The organism is Parabacteroides leei (genome assembly GCF_023369805.1).
Lineage (GTDB): Bacteria > Bacteroidota > Bacteroidia > Bacteroidales > Tannerellaceae > Parabacteroides > Parabacteroides leei.
On record NZ_JAMBQG010000001.1, the window covers coordinates 575,986 to 597,641 of the forward strand.

The window sequence follows — 21,656 nt, forward strand, 5'->3', positions numbered from 1 at the left end:
TCCTTTTTTATTGGAGGTTCCTGGCGGATTTTAAACCACCAAGATAATCTCTTTATTTCCAATTGATTAGAGCTCTCTTAGCTTCGCTACTGTAAAACAATTGTAAAACAAATATTCTGTTTAAATCGTTTATTAATAGTCAAAAAGATAAACTGATAATTTTAATTTGCAAAGAAAAAAAATGGAAAGATTTATTCTATTTCTTCTTTAAGAGTGCCTCTAAACCATGATAAACAAATGTTTCTGTTAAACAGCTATCTTCGCTTCAACAATCTGCATTAGAAAATCCCTTCAAAATCTTACAAGTTTGTGCTTGGAAAATACTTATTTACCATCTGCCCAACTTCCTTGAGCCATATTTTACGCTGTTCAAGCGAACTGTCTGCTATGATACGGAACATAATACGGTCAAATGTGGTAACCCCGCAAAAATCAAAAATACAGTCTTTCCAAATACGCTGCAAAGGGTCACTAAACACTTCATTCTCTCTTTTTTCAGGAGTATTAGATGTGTTAAAAACAATACCTGTCTTTGCTTTCAATAAGCCAATTGGCAATCCTCCACCATTATCTCCAACTGGAAATGTATATGCCACATTTTCACGTAAAACTCTATCAACCCAACCTTTCAAAATAGCAGGTGGTTGTCCCCACCAATTTGGGTGCACTATTATTATCCCATCCGCTTCTCTTATTTCTCGTTGGTGCAATTCCAATAAAATATCATCGGCTTTGTCACTAACCAACTCCTTGCTAGTTATTACAGGGTTAAAGTTCTCACTACACAAGTCATGGAACATTACTGTATGACCACTTTTTTTAAGGGTATCTATTGCAGTTTGGGCAATAGCTGCATTAAAACTATTCTCATAGGGATGACCTAATATAACAGATATTTTCATTTTGCTTATATTATGTGAATTAGTATATTATAAAAAACATCAAACTTTTATCTTAGCATACTTTGTTCATCAACTGCATATGTTTTAAGATTTCATTCTAGCCTAAGCCATGATAGACAAGTACTTCTGCAAGGCAGTTATCTCCGCTTCAACAACCAGCTTCTGAAAGTCTTCTGTCAAATGCTCTGTGTGCGACTTTTCCAATGCTTTGTAGTAGCAGACTTTAGCATCATTTAATATAGCCGCTTCTTGTAGAGCCTTATGCACTCCTAATAAAGTACATCCGTCAATTATCACTTGCCTTTTCTTTTTACAAACACATTCCACTTTCGAGATAAACATATTATAGAGGCACTTTAATATACTGGCATCCTCATATCTTTTTTCGGAAGTAATACCATCTTTAAGCAGTGCTTCAACCTCTACATAAGTATAGGCATTACTTGCTATTTTAGCAGAATAATAACTCCACACTACAGCCAAGTTTTGGATTTCATGTGAACGTAAATCTGACAACTTTGCCAAAGGATGATTCAATATGAAATCCACTTTCTTTTGTTGTACTTCATTGAATATCTGTATCATAACGGTCGCCCAGCTTTATAAGATGCCAACAAATAGCTCGGATTTTCATAATACATACTGCTGTTATAGTTATCTATGCTATCAGAAATCCAAGAATTGTACACCTCAATCAGTACATCAATTGCAGGTTTGTTATCGGTATTACAAATATCTGCAATCAATCTATGATAAACTTTTCCCATATCCCAATGAGTAGGAATCCGATATTGGCAAGCTGCTACGTTATCAAAACATCCTGTTTCAATAGAGTGTTTATTGATTAACTCATGTGTTATCTTATCTATATTCTCACTATGATAAACATCTGCCAAGTCATAAAGATGTTCCAGTTCGTCTTTACCAAGAGTATTGACTACAACCTTGCGTTCATTCTTTGTTTGGCGGGCAATATAATCAATCAGGCTGCAAACAAAGAAAAGGTCGTTTTGCTTTTTATCTTCCCGTCCGTTCATTCTTTACCTCCTCGCTTCTTTTAAAAGTTAAACACTCTAACGCTTGCTGAGTACAAAAGTTAATCTGATGAGTAGGATATTTGAATTTTGCCAGTACCCAAAATTGTTCTTTTGTCAATACTCCATTTATATAGTCGGAAATGTAGTTGTAGATTTGGTCGTCTGCCATTGCGCCAATAACTATATCATAGTCATGCTTTATGCCATTCCGACAATTCACGATAAAATCCAACCATTCCTCTGTCATTTCCTTAAAATAAAGAACCTTTAAGGCTGGATTTTCTTTATAGTCATAAGTACTGATTATAGGAGTAGGATAGCGTTTTGACCATCGGGCAGCTTGTTCCTTGATTTCTGTACAATAAAAACCATTGCCGAAGTCTTTGGCAAATTCTCCTTCTATTATTCGAGGAGTTTCTACAGATTGGTATCCTCCGTGATATATTGTCATAATGGTTAGATTTTATTATTCCCTATAATGCTCTTAGCCTCATAATGCTTAACCCTGCCTTTCAGTTCATCAATATCCTTCTTAATAGAATCAGTAACAGGAATATTGTGCTTATCCAAAAAAGACATAAGTTTCTGTAATTCTTCCTGTACTTCCATCTTTCGGATGCCATAGTAGTAGGTAGATGTAAAGTCGAACTCGTCTTTTGTCATTAATAATCTTGCGACATCTTTAGAGGTAGTTTTATCAGTAACTTCAATCTCTGATTCCAATAGAGAAGAAATGTATTTTAAATCTGACGCATCAGGACTATACTGTTTCTTTAGTACATTAAAGTATGAATTAAACTTTTGTTCTTCAGCATCCCATTCGAGCTTTACCATCGCAAAGCCATGAATTGAATAGGCAATTACCTTTTTAATGAGTCCTTCTAACTCTTCCTTGTTGATAGAAATACAATTAGAGGTATCGGCAGAGTAGTTATCGAAGAAATAGGCAGGTTCTACATTAAAGTATTGAGCTATAGTTAGCAGCGTGTCTATCTTGGTAGAGTTCGCTTTGATGATTTTGTGCAAACTCTGCTCTGTCATACCCAGTTCAACGGCTGCCTGTTTCATTGTTACGTTTTTCTTTTCGCACAACTCTTTTATTCTTTCAAGATGAACCATAAGATTGTATTTAAAAGTTAAATGCTAAATAAATAGTTTAGCTTCAACTGTATTCTTTCTATATTTGCAGCCACGAAGATAAGAAATAAAATTTAGTTCTAACTATCTATCGTGTCTGCCTTCTGATAAACTTCACTGATGGCTTTGTTGTAGTAATAACAACGAGGTTCAGAACCACGTACCGTATTCGATACCTTGTTCCAGTGTTTGGGGTAAACTGCTATGTTCATACTGATTAGAGTAGAACGACGATAAGCAGTGTAACGCAGACAAACCATTTGTTTGCCTTCTTTGGTTGCATAATCCTTGCGCAACTCAATCTAAATCGTAGCTTTCATTACAATTCTGGGCTGTTTTACTGTAAAACAATTGTAAAACAAAAGCTGAAAACTATGAAATTTCTTCTTCCAATCCTTCCATCACAGAGGATGTAAGTACTTAAAAAAAACAGAAGGATTAGAAATTTTCTTTCTAATCCTTTCTTGCTATTGGAGGTTCCTGGCGGATTCGAACCGCCGTACATGGTTTTGCAGACCACTGACTAAGCCACTCATCCAAGGAACCGGACTTTGTTTTGCAAATATTGATAAGTATCTCTTTGGAGGTTCCTGGCGGATTCGAACCGCCGTACACGGTTTTGCAGACCGCTGACTAAGCCACTCATCCAAGGAACCGTTTGTCTCAAATGACGTATTATCGTTTTTGCGAGTGCAAAGAAAGGCATTATGTTTGGAATATGCAAATCTTTTTCATTCTTTTTGCAGGCGTTGATAGTTGCAGAACTAAGGAAAAAGAAGTTACTTTGTCTCCTGTTAGTATAAATATAAAGGAATGAATTATATAGAAACGGAAATACCCGGTGTCTGGATCATTGAACCAAAAGTGTTTAATGATGCGAGGGGATATTTTATGGAAGCTTATAAGCAGGCTGAGTTTGAACAACACATTGGTAAGATAAATTTTATACAGGACAATGAATCCTGTTCTTCCAAGGGAGTACTTAGAGGTTTACACTACCAACTGGCCCCTTATTCGCAATCGAAACTGGTAAGGGTGATAACAGGACGAGTACTGGATGTGGCTGTCGATCTTCGCACCGGTTCTCCGACATTCGGTAAGTATGTAGCTGTGGAACTTTCAGCAGAGAACAAACGCCAGTTTTTTATTCCACAAGGATTTGCACATGGATTTCATGTGTTGAGCGAAGAAGCAATCTTTACCTATAAGGTCGATAATCCTTATATGCCTACCCATGAAAGAGGCCTGCGATTTAACGATCCTGGGATTGGTGTAGACTGGGGGATCACAAATATAGATGCTGTGAATTTATCAGAGAAAGATACAAAAGCCCCACTATTGAGTGAGGCGGAATATAATTTTACATTTAAATAATACGGACGATGAAGACTTATCTGGTTACCGGTGCAGCCGGTTTTATTGGCGCTAACTTTATCAAATATATGCTGGCGGAACATCAGGATATAAAAATCGTGGTTCTCGACCTGTTGACTTATGCAGGTAATCTGGGTACGATTGCGGAAGATATCGATGGCAAACGTTGCGAATTTGTAAAAGGAGATATCTGTGACCGTGTACTGGCTGATGAACTTTTTGCAAAGTATAACTTCGATTATGTGGTTAACTTTGCCGCAGAGAGCCATGTGGACCGTAGTATTGAAAATCCGCAGTTGTTCCTCGTAACAAACATATTGGGTACACAGAATTTGCTCGATGCTGCCCGCAGAGCCTGGGTGACAGGAAAAGACGAAACCGGCTATCCTCAATGGCGGGAAGGCGTCCGTTTCCATCAGGTATCGACCGATGAGGTGTACGGCAGTCTGGGAGCAGAGGGGTATTTCCACGAAACAACCCCGTTGGACCCGAGAAGTCCGTATAGTGCTTCCAAGACCAGTGCCGACTTGTTTGTGAAAGCCTATTCCGATACCTATAAAATGCCCGTAAGTATCACCCGTTGTTCAAATAATTATGGCCCTTATCATTTTCCGGAGAAGCTGATCCCACTGATCATCAAGAATATCCTGGAGGGTAAATCCCTGCCGGTGTATGGTGATGGAACGAATGTTAGAGATTGGCTGTATGTAGAAGACCATTGCAAGGCTATCGATGCCGTTATTCATCGTGGACGGGTAGGAGAGGTATATAATGTAGGCGGTCATAACGAAAAACAGAATATTGAAATCGTTAAACTGACCATCAATACAATCCACCGGTTAATGACCGAGCAACCCGAGTACCGCCAGATGCTCAAGAAGAAGGAGATTGGTCCGGATGGACAGATTTCGATCGACTGGATTAACGACAGCCTGATCACTTTCGTGAAAGACCGTCTCGGACACGACCAGCGCTATGCCATCGACCCGACAAAAATATCCGAGGAACTGGGATGGACACCTGAAACCAGCTTTGAGGTAGGTATCGTAAAAACGATCCGCTGGTATTTGGAAAATCAACAGTGGGTGGAAGATATCACAGGTGGAGACTATATGAAATATTACGACCGGATGTATTCCGGCCGTTGATTATAAGACACCGGTATCTTCCGTAGCCGGTGTCGGTATATGATTTGAAGAGAGACTGCCCACCAATTCGGGGGCAGTCTCTTTTATTTGCTTACGTATCGATTCCCGTATCTCTTTCCGGATATTTGTGCGCGTGCTATCCAGTTCGGCTTCTTTGGCCGGCTTGAAGATATCTTTATAGCGGCATTTCACGATCTTGTATTTGAAATTATCCAGATTGCCGGTAATATCTATCCCCAACTTGAATGGAACGGGTGATTTCAATACCGAGAGGTGATAGTTGAATGTCATATCGAGATTGTGCGTACCTCCGACAGCCACTTTATAACGGTCCATTTCGACAAGGAAGGGGAATACCTCTATTTTATTGTCCTTGATGGCCAGGTCGACCGAAATGCTATCTATCACATTCCGTTTTTTATTCTTGAACATAAGCGTTTTCGATATTTCGGTAAAAGTCTCGCCATCCAGCAATACCATGTTTTCACCATGCAGGTAACAGGCCGAATGCAGAGACGGGAGTTCGAGCGACATCGTGGAGTCCATCTTACAAGTTGCCGTAATCTGGCAATCCACTACTCCTTCAAATGAACGTAACATAGGTACCAGAGTGTCGATCGCAGGATACAGGCTGATTAGTTTCTCTACCATTACATCTTCCATATCGAGATCGAAGCCGGCAGATGCCCCTCGGCTATCTTTTGCCGTATAGAACATCGTCATATTTCCACGGCCGATGTTTGAGTTCATCGCGAGGTTGCTCAGGTTGACGCTTTGGTTGCGGATAATAATTTCACCTTCTACATTACTCAGTTCGGCATCTTTGAAGTCTATCTTTTTCGCATTGGTATGAAGTGTCATATCCAGATTGGCCGGGATAACGAATACCTGATCGGTCGTGTCGAGTGAGGCGACGGAAATAGCGTCCTGTAAGGTATGGGTATCCAGGGTTGCCAGGCTTTCCGCATCTATACCGGTATGGCCTGCGGACTCTTGTAATTCGGCATATTGCATGCCTGAGTTTATTGCTTTTATCAATTGGTTGCAATCGATATAATCGGAGGTAAGGGAGAAGTTCCCTCTCAACTTGCCTCCCCGCAACATAGCCTGACGGATGCTTTTGATTTCTCCGTTCAACATGAAGTCGCTTTTACCCAGATGCAGGCGAGCATCGGTGAGGGTGATATCGTTTGTGTTAAATTTCAATGTTGTCTGATCGATTTTCATCGGGATAGGCATTATCCGGCTGAACCCACGCATCTGTTTGAACGAGAGGCTGCCCCGCACTTCCCACTGTCGTAATAGTTGGGAGGTGACGTCGGTGGAGTCTATTTGAACCTGATTGCCTGTTGTCCTTGTGCGACGTGGCCGTTTTGCTGAGTTGGTACGTGCGACTGTGTCTGTCCGGGCAAGCCATCGCTGACGCATCGCATCACGGTAAGGCAGGGCTTCCAGATTAAATGTATTTTCCGAGAGTATCATCCCGGTACGCATGGGGATAATAAAATAACGTAGCGTGTCGACGGAGATCGTAGCCCCGAGCGTCGGTATCCGTTTGTCGGAAGCCGACGATTTGATCCCCCCTTTCAGTACAGTTTTTCCGGCTACCAGTAATACGGAGTCCGGCAGGCGGGTACGCAGGTAGTCGAATCTGATTTGGCCTGTCATCGGGATAACGGCTGTTGTATCTATTACAGGAGACGTTTTTGCCTGTATAGCCAGCTTACTTATGTTGGTGTTTATGGCGTCTTGATATTTCATGTTCAGACTATCTACTGACATCGACATACTCAATAAATCTTTGTTGTCCAGATACGAACTGCTCAATCCTGTCGAGTCCACAGAGAAATGTGCTTTGGTAATAAATACATCCATCCCAAGCGGCAAGCTGTAAGCTTTCAGCGTGTCGATATTCAAGCGGCCGGAGGCATGAACCTTTCCGTACTGGCTATTTAGCAGGTCGTCTATATTAAAAGAGGCGGAGAGATCAGCGTCCATCACCCCCTGCAGGAACAAGGTATCCGGATTAATGAACTCTTTTGCCAGACGGGTAAAGTCTATTTTCCCTTTTATGTTTGTATCCACATTCGGTGAGGTTAGCAGATTGGTGACTTTGCCCTGCATATCGAGGGAGGTGGTCATTCCTTTCAGGGTCAGTTGTTCGAGGGATAGGAATGAGGAGTCGGGATACATGCCGTTCAGATGCAGGTCCATATCCATTTGCAGGGTATCGATTCCTTGTTTGACCCCCTTCATATGATAAGAACCGTTCTCTATCTTGCAACACAGGTTGACGGACGGCACGATACTGTCGCCCAGGAAACCATGTATATTCCCTTCCATGATAATAGAACCTTTCGCAACAGTCTTATCCCGGTTTTGGAAATAAGCGTCCGGTATGAAATGAAGCAGGTCATTCATGTCGGATATCTTAAGCCCGACTTCCATATCGATACGTGTCTGTTTCAGGAAAGGCAGGCTGCTGACGGAACCGCCGGCGGTGAAAGGAAGGTTGTTTACCAGTAATTCAGCATTGTTCAGTGTCACGGTGTTGTAGTTATCCGAGAGCAGGAGTTGGCTTTTCAGTTTCAGGGCCAGCTTGTTTGCGAGTGTATAAGTCGGGCTGCTGAAGAGAATGGAGGTACAGCCTGTTTCGACATCCAGCTTATTACCTCCGGTAGTCAGTGAGCCATCGAGACTGAGGAAGAAACCGTTTATCTCGGCAAACAGGTCGCCCTGGCGGTCGTCGTAAGTGAAGCGGCCGTTGGTAATGCGTACTTTCTGCAAGTCGATGGGAGGCAAGGGTTTCTTGTCGGTTGCGGCAGAGTCGGGTTCGCTTGAATAGATATCCCAGTTGGCGGAACCTTTCTTGTTGACGTAGCCGTAAAAACGGGGTTCTTCTATATTTACTTCACCGATCGTAATCTTACCACCGAACAGGTAGTCGGTTGGACGGAACGAGATCACTGCCTGTTTGAATGCCAGTAGCGAGTCGGACGGGATAGCCAGTTCTTCGGCATGTACCGTCGAGTCTTCGGCGGCGTGTGATATCAGGCGCCCGTTGACCAGTTTGATCCCCAGATGCGGATAGGTCTCGAAGTAGGTCAATTCGATCCGTTCGCAATCGAGGTGTGCATCAAGGAATTTATTAGTTTGCTCGATAACGAGTGGAGTCAGTTTTTCGGGAGGTAGTACTCCCCAGTTAAGAATACTGAAACCGATGCCCGGTAGGATAAAGAACAGGGTTACGGCAATGGATACGATGATTGTAATAACTTTTTTATTGATCCTCATAATGTCTTCATGTTACGGTCATACAAAAGTATGTAAATAAACTCATATCTTTGTTCCCGATAAGTTTATTTAGAAATAATAAGGAATATGGATTTTCGTCTGAAGGTATTTTACAGTGTAGCGACGAACCTAAGCTTTACGAAGGCTTCAAAGGAGTTGTTTATCAGCCAGCCTGCTATCAGCAAGCATATTCATGAGCTGGAGGTACAGTATAAGACACCGCTTTTCGACCGTACCGGCGGCCGTATCGTGCTGACAACTGCGGGAGAGTTGCTCCTGTCGCATACCAATAACCTGCTGACGGCTTACCGTCAACTGGATTTCGAAATGAACCTGCTGACCGATAACGTCTGTGGCGAACTGCGTCTCGGTGCCAGTACGACGATTGCGCAGTATGTCCTGCCGCCTATCCTTTCTTCTTTTGTTACCAAGTTTCCAGATATCCGCGTCTCCCTGCTCAACGGCAACAGCCACGATATCGAGAAAGCCCTGCGCGAAGGAAAGATCACGCTCGGACTAGTAGAGGGTAATGCCCGCCAGAGCTCCTTACATTACACCCCTTTTATGAAGGATGAACTGGTATTGTTGACCCATACCGGTAGCAAGCTGGCCCATTACGATGAACTGACGCTCGAACAATTATGTACCCTTCCGTTGATACTGCGCGAAAACGGTTCGGGGACATTGGAGGTGCTCGAGTCGGCATTGGCCGAACATCAGATCAAACTGTCGCAACTGAAAGTGTTGATGCAGTTGGGAAGTACAGAGAGTATCAAATTATTTCTGGAAAATTCGGATGCTTTGGCTATCGTTTCGGTGCGTGCCGTTACCCGCGAGTTGACATCGGGGATATTGAAGGTGATCGATATATCCGACTTTACGGCTGAACGAATGTTTTCTTTTGTGCAACTGCAAGGGCAGAGTGGGGGATTGGAAGAGAGTTTTATACGATATATGCAAGCTTATAAATAATCCATAACCTCAGGTTATCTGCTATTCCTTATAGTAATTGGGAGCGCTTGCTTTTTAATTTTACCTTTGCGCCGTCAAAAGAGAAGATAACTAAATGAAATTATAGTAATGAATACAATCGAGCAAGTTTTAACGAAGTACAACAAACCCCTTTTTATTCTCCTTTTCGCTATTTGTCTATTCCCTTTTATTTCGCCCGCAATAGCCCTGTTTCTGGGGCTTGCACTCGGGATGACAGCCGGGCAGCCTTTTCCTAAGTTTAGTAAGAAGACATCCAAATATCTGTTACAGTTTTCGGTCGTTGGGCTCGGGTTCGGTATGAATCTGCATGAGTCGTTGAAGACAGGGAAGGAAGGAATGCTTTTCACCATTGTATCGGTGGCAGCTGTACTGGTGTTGGGTATATATCTGGGCAAACGCCTGATGATGGATAGGAAAACCGCTTATCTGATCTCTGCCGGAACAGCTATTTGTGGCGGTAGCGCCATTGCAGCCGTGGGGCCGGTAGTGAAAGCTAACGATAATGAAATGTCGATGGCACTGGGTACGATCTTTATCCTGAATGCAATTGCGCTGTTTATTTTTCCCCCTATCGGTCATTTACTCAATATGACGCAGGAGCAATTCGGCATGTGGGCGGCTATTGCTATCCACGACACAAGTTCGGTGGTCGGTGCCGGTGCAGCTTATGGCGAGAAAGCGCTTGAAATCGCTACGATGGTTAAGTTGACACGTGCTTTGTGGATTATTCCGATTACGATCGTCACCATGTTCCTTTTCAAGCAAAAAGGTGGTAAGATCGCTATCCCCTGGTTCATCTTCTTTTTCATTCTGGCAATGGTTGCCAACACCTTTTTAACGATTCCCGAAACTGTGACAGGTTCGTTGGTTTGGTTGGCAAAGAAGGGATTGACCGTCACTCTCTTCCTGATCGGAGCCGGATTATCAAGAAAAGTAATCAAACAGGTGGGTGTCCGTCCGATGGTACAAGGGGTGGTGCTCTGGGTTTTCATTGGTTTAATTAGCTTAGGAGTTATATTATTAGTTTAATTTCTTATCTTTGCGGTTTCTAAGCGAATAAGAAGATGGCTTCAAAAGTAACAAAAGGCATTATAATTACATTCTGGGTACTGTTTGCGGCAGCAGTAGGGACTGTATTCCTGATATTTACCGCAATAGCGAATGGCTCTATCGGATATATGCCGCCGGTGGAACAGCTCGAAAATCCTATTGACAAATATGCATCCCAAATCATTTCTGCTGATGGAAAGACATTGGGGAGTTATGCACATAGTAAGGACAACCGTATATTTGTGAACTACGAAGACCTTTCACCTGATTTGGTGAAGGCACTGATCGCAACCGAAGATATCCGTTTCGCCGAGCATAGCGGTATCGATGCGCAGGGATTGTTCCGTGCCGTCGTTAAGCGTGGTATCCTGATGCAGAAGAGCGGAGGTGGTGGTAGTACCATTACCCAGCAGTTGGCTAAACAGTTGTTTTCGCCAAGTGCCGATAACTTTATGGAACGTCTTTTCCAGAAGCCGATCGAGTGGGTGATTGCCGCCCAGTTGGAACGTTATTATACGAAGGAAGAGATCATCAACATGTATCTGAATAAGTTCGACTTCCTGTATAATGCCGTAGGTATTCAGTCGGCTGCCCGTGTTTATTTCGGTACGACTCCCAAGAATCTGAAGATAGAAGAAGCTGCCACGCTGGTGGGAATGTGTAAGAACCCTTCTTACTTTAATCCGGTACGCCAGAATGAACGTACCCGTGGCCGTCGTAATACGGTGCTCGAACAGATGCAGAAGGCCGGTTACATCTCCCGTGCCGATTGCGACTCGCTGAAAGCGTTGCCGCTGACTGTCCGTTTCAGCCGTATGGACCATAAGGAAGGCTTGGCTCCCTATTTCCGTGAATATCTTCGCCTGACGCTGACGGCTAAGAAACCGGACCGTAAACGTTATGCCTCCTGGCAAGGTCAGAAGTTCTCTGAAGATTCGCTGGCCTGGGAAACCAATCCTCTGTACGGTTGGTGTAATAAGAATAAGAAAGCCGATGGTGAGTTCTACAACCTTTATACCGACGGTCTGAAAATATATACGACTATCGACTCGCGTATGCAGAAGTATGCGGAAGATGCCGTTCGCGAACATGTCGGAAAAGAATTACAACCCGCATTCTTCCGTGAGAAGAAGGGACGTAGTTATGCCCCGTTCTCACGCGATGTGTCGGTCGGACAGGTAGATACGATGATTATGCGTGCGATGCACCAGACTGACCGTTATCGTAGCATGAAGAGTAGTGGAATGAACGAAGCCGATATGCGTAAAGAGTTCCAGAAACCGGTTGAAATGCGCGTGTTCAGTTGGAACGGTCCGATCGATACCATTATGTCGCCGTGGGATTCCATTCGTTATCATAAGAGTTTCCTGCGTACGGCCTTTATGTCGATGGACCCGCGTACGGGGCATGTGAAAGCTTATGTTGGAGGTATCGATTATAATGATTTCCAGTACGACATGATCAACGGCGGACGTCGCCAGGTGGGGTCTACCATCAAGCCTTTCCTTTATTCATTGGCGATGATCGAAGGTATCAGTCCTTGTGAGGAAATGCTTCACGTGCAGCAACAACTGACCGACGAGAACGGCATCCTTTGGTCGCCGCGTAATGCCGGAGCCAAGCGGGTGGGTGAAATGGTGACTATCCAGTGGGGATTGCAGAATTCGTCCAACTGGGTGACTGCTTATCTGATGAAGCAACTTTCTCCTTATACCTTTGTCCGCCTGTTACATTCGTTCGGGCTGAAAGGGAATATCGATCCTGTTATTTCCGTATCGCTCGGTACACCGGATGTGTCGGTGGGCGAAATGGTGGCTGCTTATACGGTGTTTGCTAATAAAGGTATTCGTGTGGAGCCGCTTTATGTAACCCGTATCGAAGACTCGTATGGGAATACGATAGCCAGCTTTAATTCGCAAATGAACGAAGTTTTGCCGGAAGATGCTTCCTATAAGATGCTGTATATGCTGCGGAGTGTGATCGACGGTGGAACCGGTGGACGTGTCCGTTTCCGGTATGGTATAAAGGCGCCTATGGGAGGTAAGACAGGTACGACACAGAATAACTCCGACGGATGGTTTATGGGATTCACGCCGAGCCTTGTGTCAGGTTGTTGGGTAGGAGGCGAGGATCGTTCGATCCACTTCGACCGTCTGCAGGAAGGGCAGGGAGCCAGTATGGCTTTGCCTATCTACGGCTTATTTATGCAGAAGGTGTATGCCGACAAGACCCTCGGCTATTCGGAGGATGACGATTTCGATGTTCCGGAACAATATGCAAATCCTTGCAAGACAACGACGGAGGAAGAGCGGAGGCATATACCGACCGATGTCGGAGGTATCGACAAGATGTTCGAATAACAGACTAAATTAACATACCCGCGACTCCCGCAAATCTAAGAAAATAACTAGATTTGCGGGAGTTGTTATTTTATAAAATACTGAACTTATTCCAGATTGTGTGGTTTAATTAGTAATAAAGTGATATGATATGAATTTCAGACATAAATATGTGCTGGCTATAGACCAGGGTACAACAACTTCCCGGGCCGTTCTGTTTAATCGCCAGGGAGAGATTATTACCTTCTCCCAAAAAACGTTCCAACAGTATTTTCCTAAACCGGGTTGGGTAGAGCACGATCCGAATGAGATATGGTATACGCAATCAACCGCTATCAAGGAAGCGATGGCGAAGGCTGATGTGACGGATACGCATATTGCTTGTATCGGCATTGCCAACCAGCGGGAGACAACGATCGTATGGGACCGCGAAACAGGTTTCCCCGTTTACAATGCTATCGTATGGCAGGATCGACGTACGGCCGATTACTGCGAGGAACTGAAGGCTGAAGGGTATGCCGATTACATACAGCAAAAGACCGGACTGGTGATCGATGCTTATTTCTCCGCCACCAAAGTAAAATGGATACTGGATCATGTCAAAGGTGTCCGTGAACGCGCTGAACGAGGGGAGCTTTGTTTTGGTACCGTCGACTCCTGGTTGATCTGGAAGCTGACACGCGGTAGTCAGTTTATTACCGATATTACTAATGCTTCCCGTACGATGCTTTTTAATATAAATACATTGCAGTGGGATCAGGAGTTACTGGATCTTTTTACTATTCCGGCTTCCATGATGCCGGAGGTGAAGAGTAGCAGTGAAGTTTATTGTGAAGCATCTACTCCCATATTTAAGGCGGGTATTCCTGTTTCCGGGATGGCGGGAGATCAGCAGGCAGCCTTATTCGGACAGCTCTGCCTGGAAGAGGGCATGATGAAGACAACCTACGGAACAGGTTGCTTTATGATCGTGAATACCGGAGATAAACCGGTATTCTCACAAAATAACCTGTTGACAACAATTGCCTGGAAGCTGGGTGACCGGGTTACTTATGCGCTTGAAGGCAGTGTCTTTGTGGGGGGTGCTGTTATCCAATGGTTGCGTGACGGTATCGGGTTGATCCCGAATGCTCCGGTGACGGAACAGATGGCGAAATCGGTGCCGGATAACGGCGGAGTTTATTTTGTGCCGGCCCTGACAGGACTGGGGGCTCCTTACTGGGATCAGTATGCCCGCGGAGCCATTATCGGTATTACCCGTGGTACGACGCTGCCCATCTGACGCGTGCTGCTCTGGAAGGGATCTGCTATCAGGTGTACGATGTCCTGATGGCTATGGAGAATGATATCCACGCCAAACCGAAGGAAATTCGTGTGGACGGTGGGGCTATTGCCAATAATTTCCTGATGCAGTTCCAGTCCGATATCTGCCGGTGTCCGGTGGTTCGTCCCAGAATACTCGAGACGACGGCACTGGGAGCTGCTTATCTGGCCGGTCTGGCTGTGAATTACTGGAAAGATATGGATGAGCTGAAAGAACAATGGTCGCTGGATACCATATTCACGGCTAAGATGAAACCGGAGACAGCGCTGGCATTGCTTACTGACTGGCATAAGGCAGTGGGCCGTACAATGAATTGGGCTATGGATAGTGAAATCTGATATTATATTTAATTGGTTCTTGCGTTAATTTTGCGCTTGAATAATATAGTTTCTGTATAAATCCTTATATTTGCTCATTATCAATTTAAAGAATGAATTAATGAATATCTTTGATCCCTGACATCAATAAATTAAATCAACTCCCGTATAACTCTTATCACCTCCGGAATGGAAGCCTCTACTTTCGGAGTCAGTTCCATATTTACCTCATTCAGGTTGGCAGCGGAGACCACGATCAAGTGTACTTCGGGGAGGTCATCGGTCAGGATCATGGTTTCGATCATGTCACGCAGGCCGATTTCGTGAGCACTCATCAAGGGAGGGTAGTCACTGGCGTATTGGGGACGGATCAGGCGGACAGTTCCCGGCGGGTTACTATCGAGGGTGGCATCTACCATGATGATATGATCGTAGCCCGTCAACCAACTGATCAGATGAAGGCCTCCCGTTCCGCCATCCATTAGGGTGACGTGGGCGGGAAGCGTTTCTTTTTCCAGGGCCTGTATCACATGGATACCGACTCCTTCGTCTTTCAGCAACAAGTTGCCGACGCCTAATATAAGAGTTTTCTTTTCCATTCTGTCGTTGTTAATAGCACTACTATGTCGTTGTAAGTAGCACTATTGTGCTGATATAAGTAACACTACTGTACTACTATTGGCAACACAGTAGTGTTATTGAAGTTACTTTATAGTGCTAAGCTATTCATGTTTCTTTGCAATCTTTGTAATGGTTTCGGCTGTCTCCGTAATCTCTTCTTTGTCGGCGATATCTTCTTCGATAAACTTCCAACCTCCAATGATGGAGGAGGTTTCACCGCGCTGTTCGATATAATCGTGGTAGAATACCAGATAGATATGCACGATAGCGAAGAGGATAAAGAACCACATCAGGAAGTGATGGATCTGCCGGGCCATCAGGTCGCCACCCATCAACGGAATTGTCCAGGCGAACAATTGCGGGAAGAAGGACTGGCTCATTTTGGCATATAGTCCGAAACCTGTAATACTTTGCAACAGGAAAGCCCAGAACGTACCGAAATAGATCAGGCTGGCCAATGCATTATGTCCGATACTTTCGACCGGTTTGTTCTTTATCATCAGAATGTCCACCTTTATTACTTCCAGCACTTCCTGCCACTGTGACTTCTTTAGTGGAATGAAGTTTGTCCACCGGGCAAAGCGGTTTCCTACAAATCCCCAGTAGAGGCGGAATACAAAGTTGAAGAAAAATACGAATGCCGCTATAAAATGGATGAAACGGACTATGCCAAACCAATAGCTGAAATAGGCTTCCGATGCATTCAGTATGGCTGGCGGATCAGCAATAATAAATCCGGTGATGCACAGTATGACGATACACAAGGCATTCACCCAATGGTAGATACGTACAGGAAGTTCCCATACATATACTTCAGTAAGACGTTTCTTGCGACTTTTCATAGCAATACCATTTAAAACGTATCCATTTGATGTACATACTTCCCTTCTTCGTCATACAGGTGCACGGCACAAGCCAGGCAGGGGTCGAAAGAATGGATCGTCCGTAGAATTTCGAGCGGCTGATTGGCATCGTGTATCGGTGTGCCGATCAAGGCCGATTCGTAGGGGGAGAGGTTACCGTTTTCATCCCTTGGCGAGGCGTTCCAGGTGGTAGGAACTACCATCTGGTAGTTTTTCACCCGGTTGTTTTCGATCACGATGAAGTGGGCGAGGGCTCCGCGAGGGGCTTCGGTCAGTCCGACGCCTTGTGCTTTCTTCGGCCAGTTCTCGTTTTCCCACATCACAGGGTTTGCCATGCGTGAGTCCCCGTTTTCCAGATTCCTCATCAGTTGGTCGAAAAATTCGAGTGCCCATCCGGCTACCAGTTGCGTTTCGATACCACGGGCAGCCGTGCGTCCCAGGGTGGAGAAGAGGGCTTCGGGCGGTAGGTTGAGTGCTTTCAGCACATTGTCGACAGCCGATTTCTGAGGTTCTTTGCCTGCGGCATAGGATACGATCAGACGGGCTAACGGACCTACTTCCATAGCATGTCCTTTCCAGCGCGGGGTTTTGATCCAGCTGTATTTATCTTCTACATCCAGGTGTTTGTAGGGAGGTTTCGGGCCGGTATAGTCCAGATTGGTTTCTCCATCGTAAGGGTGCAGGCCGGCTTTATCACCTTCCGTGTATTTATACCAGGAATGATAGATGTATTCTTTTATTTCTTCGGATGAATTGGCATCTACCGGATGTACTTTGCTGAGGTCGCGATCCAGAACGATACCGCGAGGACTCATGAAGTCTTCGATGCCGGCATATCCATGGAGGGGAAAGTCTCCGTACGACAGGTAGTTGCTAACGCCGCCGCCTATCTTGCTCCATTCGTCTTTGTAGACTTCGGCGATCATCAGCAGGTCAGGAATATACACCTGGTCGATAAAGTCTTTTCCTTCCTGTAATTTCTGTTTTACCAGTGCCAGGCGTTCCGCATTGATCGAGTTGGCCTCATTCAGGTCGATGCTGCATGGCATACCGCCGACAAGGAAGTTCGGATGCGGGTTCTTTCCGCCAAAGACTGCATGTACCTTGACGATCTCCTTCTGCCATTCCAGGGCTTCGAGATAATGAACCGTGGCTATCAGATTCTGCTCAGGTGTCAGTTTGTAGGCAGGATGTCCCCAGTAACCGTTGGCGAAGATACCCAGTTGTCCGCTGGCAACGAACTTTTTCAGGCGGTCTTGTGTCGCTTTGAAATAGCCTTCCGTGTTCTTGGCCCACGGCGAGAGTTGCTGGGCAAGGAGGGCGGCTTTCTTCGGGTCGGCTTTCAGGCCGGATACGATATCCACCCAGTCCAGCGCATGCAATTGGTAGAAGTGTACTGTATGGTCGTGCATGTAAAGTACCGCTTCCATGATATTGCGTACCATTTCGGCATTGGGGGGAATGGTGATATCCAGTGCATTTTCCACCGCACGGACGGAACAAAGCGAATGGATAGAAGTACAGACTCCACAAACACGTCCCACGAATACCCAGGCATCGCGCGGGTCACGGTCGCGTACTATATTTTCTATTCCGCGTACCATCGTACCGGAACTGTAAGCATCTTTAATCTTGCCGCCTTCGATGGTAGCTTCTACCCGCAGATGGCCTTCGATACGGGTGATAGGGTCTATAACGATTCTTTCAGACATGGTAATACGAATTTAGATGTTAGATTTACTTTCCGGTTCTTCATTATCGATCAATTCCTTCTTCCGGATATTGGTGGCAACGGCATGGACGGCGATACCGGCAGCTGTTGCAGTCCCTAAGGCAAGGCCGATCTGGTCGGCCGTCGCTTCGATGCCGAAGCCGTGAACGTCGGGCATCCGTTTATAGAACGGGCTGTTATCCCAGAAATTCTCTTCGCTGCATCCCAGGCAGGGGTGACCGCTTTGGATCGGGTAACTTGTCCCTTCGTTCCATTTGATGATACCGCACGAGTTGTAGGTACTCGGCCCTTTACACCCCACTTTGTAGAGACAATAACCTTTCTTGGCATTCTCATCGTCGAAACTTTCAACGAACAGACCGGCATCGAAGTTGGCACGGCGATAACAGGTGTCGTGAACGCGGCGTGAATAGAACATCTTCGGACGTCCCAGACCGTCGAGTTGCGGCATGCGTTCGAATGTAAGCATATAGATAATGACGCCGGCCATCACATCGGCGATAGGAGGACAGCCTTGTACATTAATAATAGGTTTCCCTTTTATTACTTTATGGATCGCTTTGGCTCCTGTCGGATTCGGGTTGGCAGCCTGTACGCAGCCGGCACAGGCACAGTTTCCCCAGGCAATAATCGCCTTGGCACCTTCTGCTGCCTCCTGCGTGATCTGCAAGGCACTTTTACCGCCTACACAACAATAACCTTCGTCTTTTGTCGGGATCGATCCTTCAATCATAAGCAGGTATTCGCCATGATATTTCTTCATGGTTTCCTCCTTGGCCGCTTCGGCTTGTTCGCCGGCGGCAGCCATCAGTGTTTCTGTATAATCGAGTGAGATCTTATCGAGTAGGAGAGTTGCCACGATCGGATGGGCGGCGCGGATGAATGATTCTGTACAGCAGGTACATTCCTGCAGGTGGAGCCAGATAACCGGCAGACGTGGCTTTGTCTCCAGTGCGTTAACAACCTGTGCAACGCCGGATGCTTCCAATCCCATAAGGGCGGCCATGGTAGTGCAGAATTTCAGGAAATCCCTTCGGGAGATACCTTTCTGTCGGCACTCCTCGTAGACGGTCGGTCTTTTTTCTTCCATATCTTAGTAATTTATTGGTTTGCTTTAGCAAATACGTGGTAATTGTTCGCCACTCAGCATATCGACAATGCGATAATTACCGTATAGTGTTTGCATCTTTACGATCGCGTTTCCTTTTACGGTTACACGACCGATAATCGTTGCATCCTTTCCTTCCGGGAAGCTGTTCATGATCGCTAGTGCTTCCTGTGCCCGGGCTTCCGGCAGGATAACTAATACCAGTCCTTCGTTGGCTACGTAAAGCGGATCGAGTCCCAGCATCTCCGAAGCTCCTTTCACGGCATCGGGAATTGGAAGGGCAGCTTCATCCAGTATGATTTCCACGTTGGCTGTTTTTGCTATCTCGTTCAAAGTTCCGCTTACTCCTCCTCGTGTCGGATCACGCAGGACATGGACTTCCTCTATAATTTTTAACAACTGAGAAAGCATATTGTTTAACGAAACTGTATCACTTTTCAGGTTTGTTTCGAATCCGAGGCTTTCGCGAGCGGAAAGAATGGTGATGCCATGTGCTCCGATTGCTCCGCTACAAATGACTACATCACCCGGTTGAACACGATCGGAAGCGATACGGATCCCCTCGGGCACGACTCCGATGCCACTGGTATTGATAAAGAGTTTATCGCATTTACCTCGTTCGACTACTTTGGTATCGCCTGCAACGATTTGTATACCGGCTTTATCGGCAGCACGACGCATGGATTGTACGATGCGTTGCAGGTCGGCCAGCGGTAATCCTTCTTCCAGTATAAATCCGGCAGTCAGATAGAGTGGACGGGCACCGCAACAGGCCAGATCGTTCACCGTCCCGTTCACCGCCAGGTCGCCGATGTCGCCACCGGGAAAGAAGATCGGATCGACAACGAACGAATCGGTCGAACAGGCCATCCGCCCTTCCCGGACAGGAAAGACACAACCGTCATGATCCTGCTCCAACAACGGGTTGCGGAAAGCAGGATAGAATATGTTGCTGATCAACTGATGCGTCATCCGTCCTCCGCCACCGTGTGCCATCAGTACACAATCGGAGTCGTTAAATGGAATCGGACAACTAAAACCTTCATTCTTCATCTTACATATATTTATAGTATGCCGCACAAACTCCTTCGGACGAAACCATCGGTGCCCCTATCGGATGTTCCGGCGAACAGGCTTTTCCGAAGAAAGGACAATCGGACGATTGCTTTATGCCGCGCATGATGTCTCCGGCTATACATCCGGGTGTAATTTCATTTTCTTTCGAATGGAATGGAAATTTCTCCCGGGAGGAATATCTGGCGTACTTTTTCTTTAACTGTAAACCGCTGTTGGGAATAATACCGATACCACGCCATTCCTGGTCACATGGTTCGAGTGTTTCATCCATTAAGGCGCGGGCAACCGGATTCCCTTCTTCGGGGACGACACGCTTGTAGGCATTCTCTACAAAAAAGCTTCCGTTTTCCAGTTGTAGGAGGCAACGGTAGATTCCGTATAATAAATCGACCGGTTCGAAGCCGGTAACGACCATCGGTGTCTTATATTTTTCTGCTAATCGATGATAGGCTGTATTCCCGGTAATGGCACAAACATGGCCGGCTGTCAGGAATCCGTCTACTTTACATTCCGGATCGGAAAGAATCGCTTCCATAGCCGGAGGAACTGTAAACAGAGAGGTGAGGAGCGAAAAGTTCGATAGTTTTCTACGCTGTGCTTCTTTCAGGGCCATCATGTGGACAGGAACTGTTGTCTCGAAACCGATGGCAAAGAAGATAATTTCCTTATCCGGATTTGCATCTGCCAGTCCGACGGCATCGAGCGGGGAATAAAGCATACGGACATCGGCTCCATGTGCTTTGGCTTGCAGCAGGTCTTCTTTTGTTCCCGGTACACGCATCATATCTCCGAATGAAGCCAGTATGACAGAGGTTTGTTTGGCTAGGTTCAATGCCTGGTCGATCAGGGAAATCGGGGTTACGCAAACCGGACATCCGGGGCCATGAAGCAGTCGGATCTCTTCCGGTAATAATTCCTCCAGTCGATGACGGGCAATGGCATGTGTCTGTCCACCGCATATCTCCATAATATGCCATGGTCGGGTAGTCACTTTCCGGATAGCCCGGAGCAGCGATTGTACTTGTTCGTTGTCTCTGTATTCGTCAACGTATTTCATAAGCGTTCCAGCTTCTTGAGGTCTTCCAGTGTTTCTTCTGCTTCCCGGGCGTCCACTACGGAGATCGCCATACCGGCATGAGCCAGGATATAGTCACCTTCCGATACATCCACCCATTGGATACATATATCCTTCATGATACCGCTGAAATCGACCTTAGCCATTGTCAGCTCAGGTTCGGAGCGGTCTATATTTACTATTTTGCCAGGTATTGCCAGACACATAAACTTATTTGTTTTTTATTAACAACTTCAAAAGTAGGTAATATGTTTTAGAAAAGGTG

Annotated in this window: 19 protein-coding genes, 2 tRNA genes and 1 pseudogene; 6 read left to right on the top strand and 16 right to left on the bottom strand. The window is 45.6% G+C overall.

What is annotated here, in order from left to right; genetic code table 11:
- Positions 1-299: 299 nt before the first annotated feature.
- The 8 genes from M1P97_RS02330 to M1P97_RS02365 all read right to left on the bottom strand — a co-directional run bounded on the left by M1P97_RS02330 (position 300) and on the right by M1P97_RS02365 (position 3,732).
- A complete protein-coding gene (locus tag M1P97_RS02330) occupies positions 300-902 on the bottom strand; it encodes an NAD(P)H-dependent oxidoreductase (protein ID WP_195372753.1) in 603 nt (200 codons plus the stop codon).
- 102 nt (positions 903-1,004) lie between these two features.
- Positions 1,005-1,487, bottom strand: coding sequence for a hypothetical protein (locus M1P97_RS02335; protein WP_249388287.1), 483 nt, complete (start codon positions 1,485-1,487; stop codon positions 1,005-1,007).
- Positions 1,484-1,939, bottom strand: coding sequence for a hypothetical protein (locus tag M1P97_RS02340; protein ID WP_195372752.1), 456 nt, complete (start codon positions 1,937-1,939; stop codon positions 1,484-1,486). The genes M1P97_RS02335 and M1P97_RS02340 overlap by 4 nt, the downstream gene beginning before the upstream one ends.
- On the bottom strand, positions 1,920-2,390 hold the full coding sequence (locus M1P97_RS02345; protein ID WP_195372751.1) for a DUF3990 domain-containing protein: 471 nt from the start codon (positions 2,388-2,390) through the stop codon (positions 1,920-1,922). The genes M1P97_RS02340 and M1P97_RS02345 overlap by 20 nt, the downstream gene beginning before the upstream one ends.
- Before the next feature lie 5 nt (positions 2,391-2,395).
- Complete coding sequence (locus M1P97_RS02350) at positions 2,396-3,058, bottom strand: helix-turn-helix domain-containing protein (protein ID WP_249388288.1); 663 nt, start codon at positions 3,056-3,058, stop codon at positions 2,396-2,398.
- 98 nt (positions 3,059-3,156) lie between these two features.
- Positions 3,157-3,372 carry an Arm DNA-binding domain-containing protein gene (locus tag M1P97_RS02355; protein WP_262893293.1) on the bottom strand — a complete coding sequence of 72 codons (216 nt, stop codon included), beginning with the start codon at positions 3,370-3,372 and terminating at the stop codon, positions 3,157-3,159.
- Positions 3,373-3,547: 175 nt separating this feature from the next.
- Positions 3,548-3,622 (bottom strand) — tRNA-Cys (locus tag M1P97_RS02360).
- A gap of 35 nt (positions 3,623-3,657) precedes the next feature.
- Positions 3,658-3,732, bottom strand: a tRNA-Cys gene (locus M1P97_RS02365).
- A 157-nt stretch (positions 3,733-3,889) separates the two neighbouring features.
- Here M1P97_RS02365 and rfbC point away from each other — a divergent pair.
- Positions 3,890-4,450, top strand: a complete 561-nt coding sequence (gene rfbC / locus M1P97_RS02370) for a dTDP-4-dehydrorhamnose 3,5-epimerase (protein ID WP_249388289.1) — start codon at positions 3,890-3,892, stop codon at positions 4,448-4,450.
- Positions 4,451-4,458: 8 nt separating this feature from the next.
- Positions 4,459-5,598, top strand: coding sequence for a dTDP-glucose 4,6-dehydratase (gene rfbB / locus M1P97_RS02375; RefSeq protein WP_195372747.1), 1,140 nt, complete (start codon positions 4,459-4,461; stop codon positions 5,596-5,598).
- Here the strand turns inward: rfbB and M1P97_RS02380 are convergent, their stop codons facing one another.
- Positions 5,599-8,892 (bottom strand): AsmA-like C-terminal region-containing protein, encoded by a 3,294-nt coding sequence (locus M1P97_RS02380; protein WP_249388290.1) that lies wholly within the window; start codon positions 8,890-8,892, stop codon positions 5,599-5,601.
- An 87-nt stretch (positions 8,893-8,979) separates the two neighbouring features.
- On the opposite strand from M1P97_RS02380, the gene M1P97_RS02385 reads away from it, so the two are divergent.
- The 4 genes and pseudogenes from M1P97_RS02385 to glpK all read left to right on the top strand — a co-directional run bounded on the left by M1P97_RS02385 (position 8,980) and on the right by glpK (position 14,936).
- Positions 8,980-9,864 (top strand): LysR family transcriptional regulator, encoded by an 885-nt coding sequence (locus tag M1P97_RS02385; protein WP_249388291.1) that lies wholly within the window; start codon positions 8,980-8,982, stop codon positions 9,862-9,864.
- 108 nt (positions 9,865-9,972) lie between these two features.
- On the top strand, positions 9,973-10,914 hold the full coding sequence (locus M1P97_RS02390) for a YeiH family protein (RefSeq protein WP_129732954.1): 942 nt from the start codon (positions 9,973-9,975) through the stop codon (positions 10,912-10,914).
- Between the two features lie 35 nt (positions 10,915-10,949).
- Positions 10,950-13,295: a transglycosylase domain-containing protein gene (locus M1P97_RS02395; RefSeq protein WP_249388292.1), complete on the top strand. Its 2,346-nt coding sequence runs from the start codon at positions 10,950-10,952 to the stop codon at positions 13,293-13,295.
- 130 nt (positions 13,296-13,425) lie between these two features.
- Positions 13,426-14,936: pseudogene (glpK, locus tag M1P97_RS02400) on the top strand (glycerol kinase GlpK).
- 131 nt (positions 14,937-15,067) lie between these two features.
- On the opposite strand, the gene M1P97_RS02405 reads toward glpK, so the two are convergent.
- The 7 genes from M1P97_RS02405 to M1P97_RS02435 all read right to left on the bottom strand — a co-directional run bounded on the left by M1P97_RS02405 (position 15,068) and on the right by M1P97_RS02435 (position 21,597).
- Positions 15,068-15,514 carry a HyaD/HybD family hydrogenase maturation endopeptidase gene (locus M1P97_RS02405; protein ID WP_195372743.1) on the bottom strand — a complete coding sequence of 149 codons (447 nt, stop codon included), beginning with the start codon at positions 15,512-15,514 and terminating at the stop codon, positions 15,068-15,070.
- Between the two features lie 123 nt (positions 15,515-15,637).
- Entirely contained in the window at positions 15,638-16,378 is a 741-nt protein-coding gene (gene cybH, locus M1P97_RS02410) for a Ni/Fe-hydrogenase, b-type cytochrome subunit (protein WP_195372742.1), read from the bottom strand.
- An 11-nt stretch (positions 16,379-16,389) separates the two neighbouring features.
- Positions 16,390-18,111, bottom strand: a complete 1,722-nt coding sequence (locus tag M1P97_RS02415; RefSeq protein ID WP_249388293.1) for a nickel-dependent hydrogenase large subunit — start codon at positions 18,109-18,111, stop codon at positions 16,390-16,392.
- A 12-nt stretch (positions 18,112-18,123) separates the two neighbouring features.
- Positions 18,124-19,221, bottom strand: a complete 1,098-nt coding sequence (locus M1P97_RS02420) for a hydrogenase small subunit (RefSeq protein ID WP_195372740.1) — start codon at positions 19,219-19,221, stop codon at positions 18,124-18,126.
- A 24-nt stretch (positions 19,222-19,245) separates the two neighbouring features.
- Positions 19,246-20,292 (bottom strand): hydrogenase expression/formation protein HypE, encoded by a 1,047-nt coding sequence (gene hypE / locus M1P97_RS02425; RefSeq protein WP_195372739.1) that lies wholly within the window; start codon positions 20,290-20,292, stop codon positions 19,246-19,248.
- A 1-nt stretch (position 20,293) separates the two neighbouring features.
- A complete protein-coding gene (gene hypD, locus M1P97_RS02430; RefSeq protein WP_249388294.1) occupies positions 20,294-21,373 on the bottom strand; it encodes a hydrogenase formation protein HypD in 1,080 nt (359 codons plus the stop codon).
- Complete coding sequence (locus tag M1P97_RS02435; RefSeq protein ID WP_195372737.1) at positions 21,370-21,597, bottom strand: HypC/HybG/HupF family hydrogenase formation chaperone; 228 nt, start codon at positions 21,595-21,597, stop codon at positions 21,370-21,372. The genes hypD and M1P97_RS02435 overlap by 4 nt, the downstream gene beginning before the upstream one ends.
- Between the last annotated feature and the right edge of the window lie 59 nt (positions 21,598-21,656).

Bases quoted from the DNA above. Each gene is read 5' to 3' on its own strand.
- M1P97_RS02415 (WP_249388293.1), bottom strand. From the start codon at position 18,111: ATGTCTGAAAGAATCGTTATAGACCCTATCACCCGTATCGAAGGCCAT.
- cybH (WP_195372742.1), bottom strand. From the start codon at position 16,378: ATGAAAAGTCGCAAGAAACGTCTTACTGAAGTATATGTATGGGAACTT.
- rfbB (WP_195372747.1), top strand. From the start codon at position 4,459: ATGAAGACTTATCTGGTTACCGGTGCAGCCGGTTTTATTGGCGCTAAC.
- M1P97_RS02330 (WP_195372753.1), bottom strand. From the start codon at position 902: ATGAAAATATCTGTTATATTAGGTCATCCCTATGAGAATAGTTTTAAT.
- M1P97_RS02345 (WP_195372751.1), bottom strand. From the start codon at position 2,390: ATGACAATATATCACGGAGGATACCAATCTGTAGAAACTCCTCGAATA.
- M1P97_RS02340 (WP_195372752.1), bottom strand. From the start codon at position 1,939: ATGAACGGACGGGAAGATAAAAAGCAAAACGACCTTTTCTTTGTTTGC.
- M1P97_RS02350 (WP_249388288.1), bottom strand. From the start codon at position 3,058: ATGGTTCATCTTGAAAGAATAAAAGAGTTGTGCGAAAAGAAAAACGTA.
- M1P97_RS02395 (WP_249388292.1), top strand. From the start codon at position 10,950: ATGGCTTCAAAAGTAACAAAAGGCATTATAATTACATTCTGGGTACTG.
- M1P97_RS02385 (WP_249388291.1), top strand. From the start codon at position 8,980: ATGGATTTTCGTCTGAAGGTATTTTACAGTGTAGCGACGAACCTAAGC.
- M1P97_RS02405 (WP_195372743.1), bottom strand. From the start codon at position 15,514: ATGGAAAAGAAAACTCTTATATTAGGCGTCGGCAACTTGTTGCTGAAA.
- hypD (WP_249388294.1), bottom strand. From the start codon at position 21,373: ATGAAATACGTTGACGAATACAGAGACAACGAACAAGTACAATCGCTG.
- rfbC (WP_249388289.1), top strand. From the start codon at position 3,890: ATGAATTATATAGAAACGGAAATACCCGGTGTCTGGATCATTGAACCA.
- M1P97_RS02380 (WP_249388290.1), bottom strand. From the start codon at position 8,892: ATGAGGATCAATAAAAAAGTTATTACAATCATCGTATCCATTGCCGTA.
- M1P97_RS02420 (WP_195372740.1), bottom strand. From the start codon at position 19,221: ATGGAAGAAAAAAGACCGACCGTCTACGAGGAGTGCCGACAGAAAGGT.
- hypE (WP_195372739.1), bottom strand. From the start codon at position 20,292: ATGAAGAATGAAGGTTTTAGTTGTCCGATTCCATTTAACGACTCCGAT.
- M1P97_RS02335 (WP_249388287.1), bottom strand. From the start codon at position 1,487: ATGATACAGATATTCAATGAAGTACAACAAAAGAAAGTGGATTTCATA.
- M1P97_RS02435 (WP_195372737.1), bottom strand. From the start codon at position 21,597: ATGTGTCTGGCAATACCTGGCAAAATAGTAAATATAGACCGCTCCGAA.
- M1P97_RS02390 (WP_129732954.1), top strand. From the start codon at position 9,973: ATGAATACAATCGAGCAAGTTTTAACGAAGTACAACAAACCCCTTTTT.